Raw genomic sequence first — 14,550 nt, 5'->3', positions numbered from 1 at the left:
CCATGGACACGTTGACATACATAGCATTTGGCCTGGCGGTCCTTTTCCTGGTGCTGTTCCTGATGGCCAGCGGCAAGGCCGGGCAGAAGACGGTGGCCTGCGGCATGGCCCAGAACGAGCTCAAACGGCTGAAGGAGGACGAACGCCGTCAGCGGGATATCATCGCCAGCATGAAGGGTTCCCTGGCCACCATGGAGAAGGACCATTCCGAGCGCTCCCGGGTGTTCATGGTCCTGCTGGAACTGGCCCGGACCCTGGGGGGCAGCCTGGAAAGGGAAAAGCTGCCGATGTTGCTGAGCCGGATAGCCCAGCAGCTGTTCGACTCCGAAGAGGTGATCTTTTTCAAGGTGGGCGACGAGGGTGCGGAGCTGACGGTGGCCGAATCCATCGGACTGGACCCCAAGATCGCCCCGGAGATAGTGGTCAAGGTGGGGGAGGGGTACGTGGGCCATACCGCCGCCAAGAGGGTGATCATGGCCAAGGAGGATTTCGAGAACGAGAGCAACCTGATAAAACAGAAGCTGGAGAACACCCGGGACAAACGGATCAATCCCGTCCTGTGCATCCCCCTGGTGCAGAGGAACAACGTGATGGGGGTGGTCTCCCTGGGCAGGATCCAGCGGCGCTCCAAGGAGGAGCGGAACCTGATGATGATCTTCCAGAGCCTGGGCTCCATGGCCCTGGACAACGCCGGGCTGTTCGAAAAGCTCTACACCAAGGACAAGCTGACCGGCCTGCTGAACCGGAGGTATTTCGACGAGCGGGCCCTGGCCGAGCTCAACCGGGCCAAGCGTTTCGGGCACAAGCTGTCGTTCACCCTGATGGACCTGGACAATTTCAGGGCCTTTGTCGAAAGCAACGGCACCCAGGCCGGGGACAAGGTGCTGGCCCGGATCGGCATGCTGCTCAACGAGCACGTCCGGAGGATAGACATCTCCTGCCGGCTGGACGAGGACAAGTTCGCCGCGGCCCTGCTGGAGACCGAAAAGGGCCAGGCCCTGCAGTTTGCCGAGAAGATCAAGAAGATCATCGATTACGATGCCACCATCAACGACCAGGCCTTCAGCTCCCAGCGCCTGACCATCAGCCTGGCGGTGTTCACCTTCCCCGATGACGGCATCTCCTACGAGCAGATATTCAGCCAGGCCTCCCAAAGGCTGCACGAGATGCAGGCCAAGGGCGGCAACGTCATCATCAGCGACATCGGGGGAGGAGGCGCATGAAGCTGGCCCCGGAGGGAATGCCGACCATCATCATCGCCGGGCTGTTCTTCGTCATCGCCCTGGCGGCCTGGCTGATCACCAAAAACCAGATAACGGCCTATCTGACCATGGCCTTTGCGGTGGTGGCCCTGTTCATGATGTTCTTCTTTCGCGACCCGGCCCGGCAGGGGGAATATCTTCCGGGCCGGCTGATCTCCCCGGCCGACGGCAAAGTGGTGATCGTAAAGGAAACCGAGGACACTTTTCTATTCCAGCAAAGGGTTTTGCAGGTCAGCGTCTTTTTATCGCCCCTGGATGTCCACATCAATTGGATCCCCATCTCCGGCCGGGTGGTATACCAGCAGTATCATCCCGGCAAATTCTTTCCGGCCTTCGAGGAAAAGGCCTCGCTGGCCAACGAGCAGATGCAACTGGGGATCGAGACCCCCCACGGGAGGATATTGATGAAACAGATCGCCGGGATCCTGGCCCGCCGGGTGGTGTGCTATCCCAGGCTGGGTGATGAGGTAAGCGCCGGGCAGAGGATGGGCCTGATGAAGTTCGGCTCCCGGATCGACCTGCTGCTGCCGCTGGGCACCAAGATCAATGTGAAAGTGGGGGACAGGGTCAAGGGCGGGGTGACGGTGATCGGGGAATTGATGGAAACGAAATAATCAGTAGCTTGAAATCACAGATTGTGGCTTCAAGCTAGATGAGGCGAAATAAAATCCTTCAGCGATAGCCTGTCGCTGGTCGTTCATAGAGGCCGCTGGGGCGGCCTGAGAGTAAGGCACGGCAGAGCCTTGATGATTTATAACGATATCATTCACGGTATCGGGACAGGGTCAAGGGCGGCATCCACCCGATCGCCATTTTCAATAAATAGGTTTTATCATATGAAACCCAAGATCAAAACCCCGTCATTCCTTCCCAGCGTCTTCACCAGCGGGAACCTGTTCTGCGGGGTGCTGGCCATCATCGAGGCCTTCAACGGCAACTATTACCGGGGGGCCTGGCTGATCATCCTGGCCGGCTTCTTCGATTCCATAGACGGGATGGTGGCCCGGCTGACCCACCACTACAGCCGCTTCGGGGCCGAGCTGGACTCGCTGTCCGACGTGGTGTCCTTCGTGCTGGCGCCCATGATCCTGATCTACCCGCTGGCCCTGAAGAACCTGGGGCTGTGGGGCAGCCTGACCGCCTTCGCCTTCGTGGTGGCCGGGGCCATCCGGCTGGCCCGGTTCAACGCCAACATCAAGAGCCTGACCGAGAAGGAGATCTTCCGCGGCCTGCCCACCCCGGCGGCCGGGGGGGTGGTGGCCAGCTTCCTGCTGTTCAGCAACGCCGTGGCCTACGACCTGTCCCCGGTGCGCTTCATCCCGCTGGTGATCATCCTGCTTTCCTTCCTGATGGTCAGCGACATCGAATATCCGCCCATCCCCAAGATGGCCGACCGCAGCTTCAGATCCTACCTGATCTACGGCGGGTTCATGCTGGCCATCCTGGGAATCATCAAAAACCCCAACCTGACGCTTTTCCCCATCCTGACCGGATACATCCTGTTCGGCCTGATGCGGAGAATATACAAATCAAGCCACCTGGAAAAATTGAAGAACAAAAGGAGAAGAAAAATTGCTGACAGCTGAGATCCACGTCACCCTCAAAGAGCTGGTGCTGGACCCCCAGGGCACCACTTTAAAGCGCTCCATGGAGACCATGGGATACCGGGACATCGAGGAGGTCCGGATGGGAAAATTCATCCAGGTGCGGTTCGACAGCCACGACCGGAAGGAAGTGGAGAAAAAGGTCGACCAGATGTGCCGGCAGATCCTCTCCAACCCGGTGATCGAGCAGTACAGCTATTCCCTGAGGGAGGGCGAATGAAGTTTGCGGTGATTACCTTCCCCGGCTCCAACTGCGACTACGACTGCTACCGGGCGGTGAAGGACCATCTTAAATGCCAGGTGGAGTATGTCTGGCACCGGGAGCATTCCCTGAACAACTGCGACTGCGTGATCCTGCCCGGCGGCTTCTCCTACGGCGACTACCTCCGGACCGGGGCCATCGCCCGCTTTTCGCCCATCATGCGGCAGGTGGTGGATTTTGCCGGTAAGGGCGGCCCGGTGATCGGCATCTGCAACGGATTTCAGATCCTGCTGGAGAGCGGCCTGCTGCCGGGGGCCATGCTGGTCAACCGCAGCCTGCAGTTCATCTGCAAAACGGTTCACCTGAAGGTGGAGAACAATACCCTGCCGTTCACCAATCGGCTGACGGCGGGACAGCTGCTGAGGGTCCCCATCGCCCACAAGGAGGGCAATTATTTTGCCGACCAGAGGACCATAAAGGAGCTGGAGGACAGCGGCCGGGTGGTATTCCGTTACAGCGACGGCTCGGGCCGGGTTGACGACAGCGCCAATCCCAACGGCTCGCTGAACAACATCGCCGGCATCACCAACCGGCAGGGCAACGTCCTGGGCATGATGCCCCACCCGGAGCGGGCCATGGAGCAGCTGCTGGGATCGTCCGACGGAAGCCTGGTATTCGACTCCATCAAGAACTTCCTGGGAGCAAGCTGACATGCTGAACAAGCCGTACAAGCAGCCGGACGTCAACGCCATCACCGACCTGCTGACCAGGCTGGACCAGATCCTGGCCGGCGACCCCGACAAGATGATCCGCCAGCTGCGCAAGCTGGCCAAGGTGGTGGACCGGCTGGTGCCCTACCATGACGGGCACATCATCCGGGTGACCTTTTACTCCCTGGCCATCGGGATGCGGATGGGCCTGCCCCAGGAGGACCTGCTGACCCTGGAGGTGGCGGCCCTGCTGCACGATTTCGGCAAGCTGGGGGTGGACGAGGCCACTTTGGATAAAGAAGAGGAATTGAGCAGCGACGACCTGACCGAGATCCATCATCATGCCGAACGGGGCTACCACATCATCTCCGGCTTTTCCAAGCTCTGCACGGTGGCCGACATCATCCGGGACCATCACGAAAAATTCGACGGCAGCGGCTACCCCAACAAAAAGAGGGGGAATGACATCAGCCGGCTGGCCCGGATAATCGCGGTGGCCGACGCCTATGATGCCATGACCGCCGACCGTCCCTACCGCAAGGGCCTGCCCCAGAAGACGGCCGAGGCTGAACTGCTGATCCATTCCGGCACCCAGTTCGATCCCGAGGTGGTGGACTTTTTTGTCAACCATGTCCAGGACAAGAAGCCGGACATAAAGATCTCGCTGCTCCGCAAGACCTTTAAGATACCGCGCCGCAAGCCCAGGGTCAATTCCCAGAACGGGCCGAAGGCCAATTCCCGAAAGACCGCCTCCCCGGGAGGCGCTAATAAACCGCAACCTTCAAATTCGAAAAGATAAGATGACAAAACACCAGGAGCCTATCGTAGATATAAAACTGGCCCAAAGCTTCGGGCTTAACCAGGAGGAATTCGACAGCATCCGGCGGATAATGGGGCGGATGCCCAGCTATACCGAGCTGGGCATCTTCTCGGTGCTGTGGTCCGAGCACTGCTCCTACAAGAATTCCAAGCCGCTGTTGAAGCTGTTCCCCACCCGGGCGCCCCAGGTGCTGCAGGGGCCGGGGGAGAACGCCGGGATAGTGGACATCGGGGACGGTCTGGGGATCGCCATGAAGGTGGAGAGCCACAACCACCCCTCGGCCATCGAGCCCTATCAGGGGGCGGCCACCGGCATCGGCGGCATCCTGCGCGACATCTTCACCATGGGGGCCAGGCCCATCGCCCTGATGGACCCGCTGTATTTCGGATCGCTGGATGACGCCCACGTCCGTCACCTGTTCTCCGGGGTGGTCTCCGGCATCGCCGATTACGGCAACTGCGTGGGCATTCCGACGGTGGGCGGATCGGTGGTGTTCGACGAGTCCTATACCACCAACCCGCTGGTCAACGTGATGTGCCTGGGGCTGGTGGAGAACAACAAGATCATGCGGGGCTTCGCTACCGGGCCGGGCAACCTGGTGATCGCGGTGGGGGCCACCACCGGCCGGGACGGCATCCACGGGGCCACCTTCGCCTCCGAGGAGCTGTCCGAGGCATCCTCGGCCAAACGGCCCTCGGTCCAGATAGGGGATCCCTTTACCAAAAAGCTTTTATTGGAAGCCACCCTGGAGCTGATCGAGTCCGGACTGGCGGTGGGCATCCAGGACATGGGGGCGGCCGGGCTGACCAGCTCGTCCATCGAGATGGCCTCCCGGGCCGGGACCGGACTGGAGATGGATATGGCCAAAGTACCGCTTCGGGAGACGGGCATGACCCCTTATGAGATCATGCTGTCCGAATCCCAGGAAAGGATGGTGGTGGTGGCGCCAAAGGAGAATTACGACCGGATCAAAGCGATATTTGACAAATGGGAACTTCATTGTTCCTCAATAGGGGTGGTCACCAATGACGGGAAAGTCAGGATCAAATGGAAGGACGAGGTCTTTGCCGACATCCCGGTAAAGGCCCTGGTTGATGAGGCCCCGGTATACCAAAGAGAAAGCAACAGACCGGGTTATCTTGATAAGTTAAAGCAATTCATACAAAACGACATAAAAGAACCAAAGGATCACAATAAGTCGCTAAATAGTGTACTATCGGCCCCTACCATTGCCAGCAAACGCTGGGTGTATCAGCAATACGATCACCAGGTGAGGACCAATACTGCTGTCCTTCCGGGCTCCGATGCAGCCGTCCTAAGGATCCGCGGCACCAACAAGGCCATCGGCATCACCACCGACTGCAACGGGCGGTACTGCTACCTGAACCCCTTCAACGGCGGGGCCATTGCGGTGGCCGAGGCCGCCCGCAACCTGGCCTGTTCCGGGGCAAAACCACTGGGACTGACCGACTGTCTGAATTTCGGCAATCCCTACAAGCCGGAGGTCTTCTATCAGATGAAGCAGGCGGTGGAGGGGCTGGCCCAGGCCTGCAAGGTGCTGGAAGTTCCGGTGATCTCCGGCAATGTCAGCCTGTATAATGAAAGTTTGACCCACAGCGTCTATCCCACGCCCTTGATAGGGATGGTGGGGCTGATCGAGGACCTGTCGCACATCACCACCCAGTGGTTCAAAGAAGCCGGCGATATCGTCTTTCTGGCCGGCGACATAAAATCCCAGCCGGACATCGGGGGCTCGGAGTATCTCAAGGTTGTGCACGGCCAGGTGAACGGAGACGCCCCGGCCATAGACCTGGAGGCCGAAAAGAAACTGCACGATTTTGTCCGGGAGGCCATCAGGGCCGGACTGGTGCGCTCGGCCCACGACTGCTCCGAGGGCGGGCTGGCGGTGGCTTTGGCCGAATGCTGTTTTTCGGACCTCTCTCCCGATGGGCGAGGGGGGACGGGCGTGACGGTCGATATTAAAGATCTGCCCGGCAGGGGCGATCTCAAGTTGTTCGCCGAGACCCAGAGCCGCATTATCCTATCAGGTAAGGCAGGGGATGTTGAGAAATTAGAAGTCTTAGCCAAGAAGCAAGGCGTGGACATTATGAAATTAGGGACGGTGGGCGGGGATCGGCTGGTGATAAAGGATCTGATAGACATCCCGGTGGCCGAGGCCCGCAAGGCCTGGGAAGAGGCTATCCCGAATATGATGAAGTGACCCCACCCTGGTGCCCGGGGCTTAATGGGACGCTGATTTTCGCAGATTTTACCGATTTGATTGAGGAACGTTTTCAGGTCATTGCGAGGTTTGCTGTTCTCTGGCAAATGAAGCAATCCACGCTTGCCATATCATGAAATATAGAATAGAAAACAAACCCCGAAACCCTTGACAAACCCTCTATTCGGCCTTATATTGGCTAAAGGAGGGTTTTTCTTATGAATAAACGAATCTATCTCAGCCTGCTGGCTTTTCTGCTGGGCTTTGTCCTAACACTTAATGCCCAGGGCCAAGACAATAAAGGCAAGGGCGGATCTCAAACCCGCCCCGATAACACCAAGGCAAAGGATAAAAAGATGGAAACCGCCATATTCGCGGCCGGGTGTTTCTGGGGGGTGGAGGCCGATTTCCAGAAACTCAAAGGCGTCGCCTCCACCGAGGTGGGCTACACCGGCGGCCACACCCAGGATCCCAGCTACCAGCAGGTCTGCACCGACACCACCGGCCACGCCGAGGCCATCCGCCTGACCTACGACCCGGCGGTCATCAGCTATGATGATCTGCTGAAGGTCTTTTGGGAGAATCACAACCCCACCACCCCCAACCGCCAGGGCCCGGATGTGGGCTCGCAATACCGCTCGGCCGTATTCTACACCACCCCGGAACAGCAGAAGGCGGCCCTGGCATCAAAAGAAAAACTGGACAGGTCAGACAAATACTCCCGGCCTATAGTCACCGAGATCACCAAGGCCGGGGAATTCTACCGGGCCGAGGAATACCACCAACAGTATTACCGGAAGAAGGGCGGCGGCAGTTGTAAGTTTTAGAAAACCCCTCTCCCTTTGGGGGAGGGGTAGGGGAGGGGTCAGCCTGCAGCAATGCGGGCTTTTTTAATCCCGTTCTTGCACTTCGTCTTGATCAGTGCCAGCTCTAAGGAGGGGACGGAGGGGTGGTTTTTTCTTGACTTTGCCAGCGTCTGATTATAAACTAATGGTATCAATGTCACACCAGTATTACTTCTTTACGGGTAAATTGAACAGTTAAATATTTTGTGCCTTGGTGTCTTGGTGGCAAAGGATTTAATATGATCAAAGAGATAACAGCCAAGACCATGCTGTCGCACGTCCCCGGGCCCGACAACTGGTTCGGCCTGAAATACAACATGAACCTCTACCGGGGCTGTGCCCACGGCTGCATCTACTGCGATTCCCGCAGTTCCTGCTACCGGATCGAGAATTTCTCCGACATCCTGGTCAAAACCAACGCCATCGAACTGCTGAAAAAAGAGCTGCCTTCCAAAAGGGTCAAAGGCACCATCGGCACCGGCTCCATGAACGATCCCTACCAGCCGGTAGAGAAGCAATACCAATTGACCCGAAAATCTTTGGAACTGATGGTCCGATACAGCTTTCCGGTGCACATGATCACCAAGAGCGACCTGGTGCTAAGGGATATCGACCTTTTGCGCCAAATATCCAAAACCTACGCCGCAGTTACCTTTACGGTCATTACCACCAACGACCAGCTGGCCGCCGTCATCGAGCCGGGCGCGCCGCTGCCGTCCCAAAGGCTGAAGGCCTTGGAAGAACTAAGCAAGAACGGCATCTATACCGGAATAACCATGATGCCTTTGCTGCCGTTCATCACCGACACCGAGGAGAATGTCAAGGATATCGTCCGCCGGGCCAGGGACAGCGGGGCAAAGTACATCATCCCGGTCTTCGGCATGTCCATCAGGCAGGGCCAGCGGGAATATTATTACCAAAAGCTGGATGAGCATTTCCCTGATCTTAAAAGCAGATACGAAAAGGATTACGGTCAACAGTATCAATGCCCCTCGCCGGACCATGACCGGCTGGGAAAGGTATTTCTTGAAGCCTGCGACAGGAATGGCCTCCGGCCCGGCATGGAATTCTACCAGCCGCAAAACAAATGCCAGCCGACACTTTTCTAATCCATCGGAGGAGAAATATGCAGATAATTGACCTTGGTCAGAAAGATCTAAGTTCGTATTTCCTGTGCCTGGAGGACTGGTCCGATGAGATCAAGGAGGCCGGCGACCACAAGGAAAAATGGTACGGCAAGATGAAGGACCGGGGCCTGGGGGTCAAGCTGGCGTTGGACGACCACGGGGTGGCCGGCGGCATGATCCAATACCTGCCCATCGAACATTCCACCGCCGAAGGACAGGACCTGTATTTCATCAACTGCATCTGGGTCCACGGATACAAAAAGGGCCGCGGCAATTTTCAGAAGGCCGGCATGGGCGAAGCTTTATTGAAAGCCGCAGAAGAGGACGTCCGGTCGCTGGGCGCCAAGGGGCTGGCCGCCTGGGGAGTGATCCTGCCTTTCTGGATGAAGGCCTCCTGGTTCAAAAGGCACGGCTACCAGAAGGCCGACCGGGACGGCATCAGCCAGCTGCTCTGGAAGCCTTTCTCCGCCGATGCCCAGGCGCCCAGATGGATCAAGCAGAGGGCCAGGCCGCAAAAGAAGCCGGGGGTGGTCACGGTCACCTCGTTCATCAACGGCTGGTGCCCGGCCCAGAATTTGACCCATGAGAGGGCCAGGCGGGCGGCATTGGAATTAGGCCCGAAGGTTGTTTTCGAAACGGTGGATACCCTGGACCGCGGCAATTTCCTGAAATGGGGAATATCCGACGCTTTATTTATCGATGACAAACAGGTAAACACCGGCCCGCCGCCTTCATTCGAGAAGATCAGAAAGATGATAGGTGCTAAGGTCAAAAAGGTTTAGATATTATATAGATGAAAGCCGGTTGAATGCAGCGGACAAAGACCAGAATAGATATATCAAAGATCCCCTCCAGTATTGCCGGGCTTATCGGCGATGCCCGGATATATAACAGCAGTTGTTCCGAAACCGCCAAGACATTCTTAATAGAGGGGAAGGATAATTTTTATCTCAAAATACGACGAAAAGGGGAATTGCTCCGGGAATACCAAATGACCTCTTTCCTATACCGCCATGGTTTTGCTTCCCGTCCGGTGGTCCATGAAACCGACGGGGATAATGATTACCTGCTGACCGAAGCCTTGGCGGGCGAGGACGGCATCTCGGGCGGGCATCTGGAGGATCCGCGAAAGCTGGCCGGCGTATTCGGAGAAAGTTTGCGGGAGCTGCATTCGTTATCCATGACGGGATGCCCTTATAATGGCCGGACGGCCGAGATGCTGCAAGAGATCGAAGATAAGATCCCCGCCGGGCCCGGAGACACCGCCATATTGGCCGAGGGAAAGGCAAAAGCAGTAAAAAAACTGCATGACATGAAGCGCATTGCCATGGATGATGCCGTGCTGCACGGGGACTACTGCCTGCCCAACATCATAATGGAAAAATATCATTTGCGTGGATTTGTAGATCTGGGATACGGCGGTATCGGCGACCGGCATTACGATATATTTTGGGGGATATGGACCTTGAACTATAATCTCCGAACCAACTCCTGCCGGGATATTTTTCTGGATGCCTATGGCCGGCGCGATCTGGACAGGGACCGCTTGGAGCTGTGCCGCCTGATAGCAGGACTGACCGGTTGACAATATTCCGGATTAAAGCCTTTCGTAAATCTTCGAAAGGCTTTAATTTTATGGCTTTCCCGGGGCAAACCACCGGTCAAAATATATAATTATTTTGGTTGACAAGGCCGTTTTTGTTCTGCTATCATTCAAAGATGATACTTTTCAACGAGAGGAATATGAAGCAGTTAAGAGTTTTCTTTTTCATGGTCCTGGCGGCCGCCTCGGCCTCCGGCCTGATGGCCCAGGACACCGTCAAGGTGGGCGCTCCGGCCCCCACCTTCTTCCTGCCGGCCCTGGACGGCTCCCGGTTCTTCCTTTCAGAACATATCGCCCCCAAGGGCCGCCAGGCGGTGCTGCTGGATTTTTACACCACCTGGTGCAAGCCCTGCCAGAAGGAGCTGCCCCTGCTGGACAGCCTGGTGAAAAGATACCCGTCCGACTCCCTGATCATGGTGCTGGTGGACGTGGGGGAGAAGAAGGACACCCTGCTCAAGTATTTCGACTCCGCCAGGTATAAATGCACCGTCCTGCTGGACCAGTTCAACGCGGTGGCCGACAAATACAACGTCAAGAGCTTTCCCACCCTGGTGCTGATCGACGGCTCGGGAAACATCCGCTATATCGGGCACGGCTTCGACCAGAAGAAGGGGGTGGCCGCGCTGGGCAAGATGCTGGACAAGGTGATATACCCCAAAAAAAGCAAATCAAAAAAAGCCAAGAGGTGAAGCATGATGAAATATAGGATCCTGATCCCGGTTCTGCTGTTGCTGCTGCCGGGCCTGTCCCGGGGGCAGGAGAAGACGGCGGTGGCGGTGCTGCAGTTCGAGCCCCGCAACATCAGCCAGGCCGAGGCGGTGATCCTGTCGGACCGCCTGCGGGCCGAGCTGGTGAACACCCGGCACTTCAATGTGCTGGAGCGGGAGCAGATGGACAAGATCCTCCGGGAGCAGAAATTCCAGCTGACCGGGGCCTGCAGCGACGCCTCCTGCCTGGTGCAGGTGGGGCAGCTGATGGCGGTGTCCAAGATGATGGGCGGCACCATCTCCAAGATCGGCAACACCTACACCGTCCAGGCCCGGGTGATCGACGTGGAGAGGGGGGTCATCGAGACCGAGGTCTCCCAGGATTTCACCGGCACCATCGAGGACCTCCAGCAGTGGGGCATGAAGAAGGTGGTGTGGAAGATGGTGCCCTCGGCCAGCCTGTTCGTCTCCTCCATCCCGGGCGATGCCGACATCTACTGGGACAGCCGGAAGGTGGGCCGGACCGATTTCAAGATCGAGAACGAGGCCCTGGGCGTCCACCGGTTGGTGATCAAAAAGCCCGGCTACAAGGATCACGACGGCAGCGTGGACCTCAAGGAGGTGCGGGACTACGACATCAAGGTGCGTCTGAATGTCATGGAGTATGCGGTCAATATCGACGGAACGCCGCCGGGGGCCCAGGTGCTGATGAACGACACCGTCAAGCTGGGGGTCCTGCCCTGCACCGCCAAGCTGCCCTTCGGGACCTACAATTTCAAGATCAGGGCCAAGGGCTACCACCAGAACGCCGGGCTGCTGAACATCGACCGGGACCAGGATTACAGCCTGAACCTCAATCTCAAGCGCAAATCCCGGACCAGGGCCGCCATATCCTCGCTGTTCCTGCCGGGCAGCGGCCAGCGCTACTCCAACCGCCCGGTGATGGGCACCCTGTACCTGCTGGCGGGGATCGGCGGACTGGCTTACAGCGCCGCCACCATAGTCCAAAAGTCGGAGGCCGAAAAGACCTGCCAGGACAGCTATGACGACTATAAGGCGGCCGACAATGCCATCGACGCCCAGGCCCTGTATCTGGAATGGGTGGCCGCCGATGAACAGCTGGATGCCCGGATCGACAAGATGAAGACCGCCATCACCCTGGCCTCGGCGGCCTGGGGCATAAATTTCCTGGACGCCATGGTGTTCTTCCCGGGCAAACCCAAGATCAAGGTTGCGCCGGTGCCGGACAAGACCGGCGCCCTGAAGGCCTCGGCCACCCTAACCTACAGCTGGTGAGGTGAAAATGATGAAAAAGAACAATGTCTTTGTCACCCCGAGAAGATCCCCCGCCGGGCTGGCTGAGGGGTGGGGGCTGATAATATTTACCGCCGTCCTAATGGCCCTGTCGGGATGCGGCCGGCCGGTGGCGCCCAGCCACAGCAACCCCTACGATCCCGACAATCCCGATTTCACCGGCCCGGCGGTGGAGATAATCTCGCCGGCCGAGGGGGCCTCCATAGCCTCCGGCACCGCCACCATCCGCCTGCACGGCTCCGGCGTGAACTATGAATACTCCTACAGGCTGGACACCGCCCAGGCCTGGCACGAACCCTGGTCCAAGGACACCATTTTGACCATCACCAATCTCAAGGAGGGCGCCCATACCATCCAGGCCATAGCCCGCGACAGGGGGGGCTACCTGGGCCTGCCGACCCCGCCGCGCAGCTTCATCATCAACCAGTATGCCAATACCTTCATAATGTACCCGCCCAGCCAGACCATCGCGGTGGGCGAGACCGCCCAGGTGTGGTGCGAGATGGAGGACATGGCCACCCCGGTGGCGGCCGTCCGCCTGATCATCTACATGAACAATCCCTATGTGATCGACACGGTGGGGGCCGGGGCCGATACCGGTTATCACTGGGTATCCAACGGCGGCTCGCCCCTGGGACCGTTCTTCAGCGATTACGGCTCCGATTATTATATGGACGTCAGCCTGGGGGTGGCCGGGGGCAGCCCGGCCGGGGTGACAGGGACCGGCAGGATCTTCAAGATCAAGGCGGTGGGGATGGCCGCGGCCACCTCGATGTATCTGTACGTCAATACCATCGAGGCCAGGGACACCCTGAACAACCCGATCACCACCACCAACCCTTATAAATATGCTTACATCTATATCGCTTCCGGCAAGGAGGGCGGGAAATGAAGAAGATTTTATTGATGACGCTGGCGCTGGCCGGATTTACGACAATGGGCTTGGCGCAGGTGGATACGGTTTGGACAAGACACTTTACGGGTAACCCTAATAGTGCTGACCTTGCACGTAGTTGTGCCTATAATAATATAACTGGTAACTTGTATGTTGCAGGCAATTTAAGGGATATGACAAATGTGGATGATTACATACTAATTAAATATGATTTGAACGGCGACACTGTATGGGTCAGGACATTCAATGGTTCCGCAAATGCAACAGATGAAGCCAACTCTTGTGCAATTGGCGATTCGAATTTCGCTTATGTAACAGGCAGATCATACAATGGAATTAATTACGACATACTAACCATAAAATATAAACCAGACGGGGATACCGTTTGGACACGAGTATATAATGGTGAATATAATTCAAATGATGAAGCATATTCTTGCGCAACCGATATAAACGGCAATATATTTGTTGCGGGCCTAAGCTACGACAGCACGCAATCAAAACTAATACTTATAAAGTATGCTTCAAATGGTGACACTATTTGGACCAGAAAATATACAGCGCCTAGCAGCACTGGCGATGTTGCCTATAGTTGCGCCATTTCTGGTGATTCAGTAATATATGTTGCTGGGAAATGTGGATTGTCCGGCCAAAACCATTTGCAATTATTAAAATATAATCAAAATGGTGATCTTATATGGGAGAGGCAAGGAATTTATGACGAAATTGCAAAGAATTGTAGTATTGACAAAACTGGTTATATATATATAAGTGGCACACGTATTGTATCAAACTATGATTATTTTTTAATAAAATATAATTCTGCTGGTGACACCCTATGGTCGAGGGTTTATAACGGGCCTGTTAATAGCGAAGATATGGCAAAAGGTTCTACTATTGATAATGAAGGTAACATATATATAACAGGCCAAAGCTATAATGGGTCAAATTATGATATTGTAACAATAAAATATAATTCTTTTGGTGATACGCTTTGGACAAAAGCATACAACGGCACTCAACTCAACCACGATAACGGTTGTGGAATTTGCACTAATGGCGACAGAGTTTTGTTTGTTACAGGATCAACATGGATGGATACTGCAGATGATGACATTATTACAATAATGTATCGCCAATATTTTACGGTACCCGAATTAATAAGCCCACCTAATGACACATTATTTGCATCAAATACTCCAACATTTAATTGGCATTCTGTAGATTCTGCAACAACCTA

At 56.3% G+C, this 14,550-nt stretch carries 14 protein-coding genes; all 14 read left to right on the top strand.

Going from position 1 to position 14,550, the window contains the following annotated elements; all coding sequences use genetic code 11:
- Positions 1–2: 2 nt before the first annotated feature.
- The 14 genes from RDU76_06395 to RDU76_06330 all read left to right on the top strand — a co-directional run bounded on the left by RDU76_06395 (position 3) and on the right by RDU76_06330 (position 13,307).
- Positions 3–1,223: a sensor domain-containing diguanylate cyclase gene (locus tag RDU76_06395; protein MDQ7798556.1), complete on the top strand. Its 1,221-nt coding sequence runs from the start codon at positions 3–5 to the stop codon at positions 1,221–1,223.
- On the top strand, positions 1,220–1,876 hold the full coding sequence (locus RDU76_06390) for a phosphatidylserine decarboxylase family protein (GenBank protein ID MDQ7798555.1): 657 nt from the start codon (positions 1,220–1,222) through the stop codon (positions 1,874–1,876). The genes RDU76_06395 and RDU76_06390 overlap by 4 nt, the downstream gene beginning before the upstream one ends.
- A 222-nt stretch (positions 1,877–2,098) precedes the next feature.
- Positions 2,099–2,848, top strand: a complete 750-nt coding sequence (gene pssA / locus RDU76_06385) for a CDP-diacylglycerol--serine O-phosphatidyltransferase (protein MDQ7798554.1) — start codon at positions 2,099–2,101, stop codon at positions 2,846–2,848.
- Positions 2,835–3,086 carry a phosphoribosylformylglycinamidine synthase subunit PurS gene (gene purS / locus RDU76_06380; GenBank protein MDQ7798553.1) on the top strand — a complete coding sequence of 84 codons (252 nt, stop codon included), beginning with the start codon at positions 2,835–2,837 and terminating at the stop codon, positions 3,084–3,086. The genes pssA and purS overlap by 14 nt, the downstream gene beginning before the upstream one ends.
- The gene (purQ, locus tag RDU76_06375) at positions 3,083–3,778 is read left to right on the top strand and encodes a phosphoribosylformylglycinamidine synthase subunit PurQ (GenBank protein ID MDQ7798552.1); all 696 of its coding nucleotides are present in this window, start codon (positions 3,083–3,085) and stop codon (positions 3,776–3,778) included. The genes purS and purQ overlap by 4 nt, the downstream gene beginning before the upstream one ends.
- 1 nt (position 3,779) lies before the next feature.
- A complete protein-coding gene (locus RDU76_06370; GenBank protein MDQ7798551.1) occupies positions 3,780–4,577 on the top strand; it encodes an HD domain-containing protein in 798 nt (265 codons plus the stop codon).
- Between the two features lies 1 nt (position 4,578).
- Entirely contained in the window at positions 4,579–6,819 is a 2,241-nt protein-coding gene (purL, locus tag RDU76_06365) for a phosphoribosylformylglycinamidine synthase subunit PurL (protein ID MDQ7798550.1), read from the top strand.
- Positions 6,820–7,037: 218 nt separating this feature from the next.
- A complete protein-coding gene (gene msrA / locus RDU76_06360) occupies positions 7,038–7,646 on the top strand; it encodes a peptide-methionine (S)-S-oxide reductase MsrA (GenBank protein ID MDQ7798549.1) in 609 nt (202 codons plus the stop codon).
- A 257-nt stretch (positions 7,647–7,903) separates the two neighbouring features.
- Positions 7,904–8,773 carry a radical SAM protein gene (locus RDU76_06355; GenBank protein ID MDQ7798548.1) on the top strand — a complete coding sequence of 290 codons (870 nt, stop codon included), beginning with the start codon at positions 7,904–7,906 and terminating at the stop codon, positions 8,771–8,773.
- 17 nt (positions 8,774–8,790) lie between these two features.
- Entirely contained in the window at positions 8,791–9,573 is a 783-nt protein-coding gene (locus tag RDU76_06350) for a GNAT family N-acetyltransferase (GenBank protein ID MDQ7798547.1), read from the top strand.
- Positions 9,574–9,599: 26 nt separating this feature from the next.
- Positions 9,600–10,376, top strand: a complete 777-nt coding sequence (locus RDU76_06345) for an aminoglycoside 3'-phosphotransferase (GenBank protein MDQ7798546.1) — start codon at positions 9,600–9,602, stop codon at positions 10,374–10,376.
- Positions 10,377–10,534: 158 nt separating this feature from the next.
- The gene (locus RDU76_06340; protein ID MDQ7798545.1) at positions 10,535–11,083 is read left to right on the top strand and encodes a redoxin domain-containing protein; all 549 of its coding nucleotides are present in this window, start codon (positions 10,535–10,537) and stop codon (positions 11,081–11,083) included.
- Positions 11,084–11,086: 3 nt separating this feature from the next.
- Positions 11,087–12,397, top strand: coding sequence for a PEGA domain-containing protein (locus RDU76_06335; protein MDQ7798544.1), 1,311 nt, complete (start codon positions 11,087–11,089; stop codon positions 12,395–12,397).
- A 7-nt stretch (positions 12,398–12,404) separates the two neighbouring features.
- Positions 12,405–13,307, top strand: coding sequence for a hypothetical protein (locus RDU76_06330; GenBank protein MDQ7798543.1), 903 nt, complete (start codon positions 12,405–12,407; stop codon positions 13,305–13,307).
- Positions 13,308–14,550 lie beyond the last annotated feature (1,243 nt).

It is taken from the genome of Candidatus Edwardsbacteria bacterium (assembly GCA_031082425.1).
Taxonomy (GTDB): domain Bacteria; phylum Edwardsbacteria; class AC1; order AC1; family EtOH8; genus UBA2226.
Note: the sequence above shows the minus strand (reverse complement) of the source record. Positions and strands in the feature narration are given on the sequence as shown.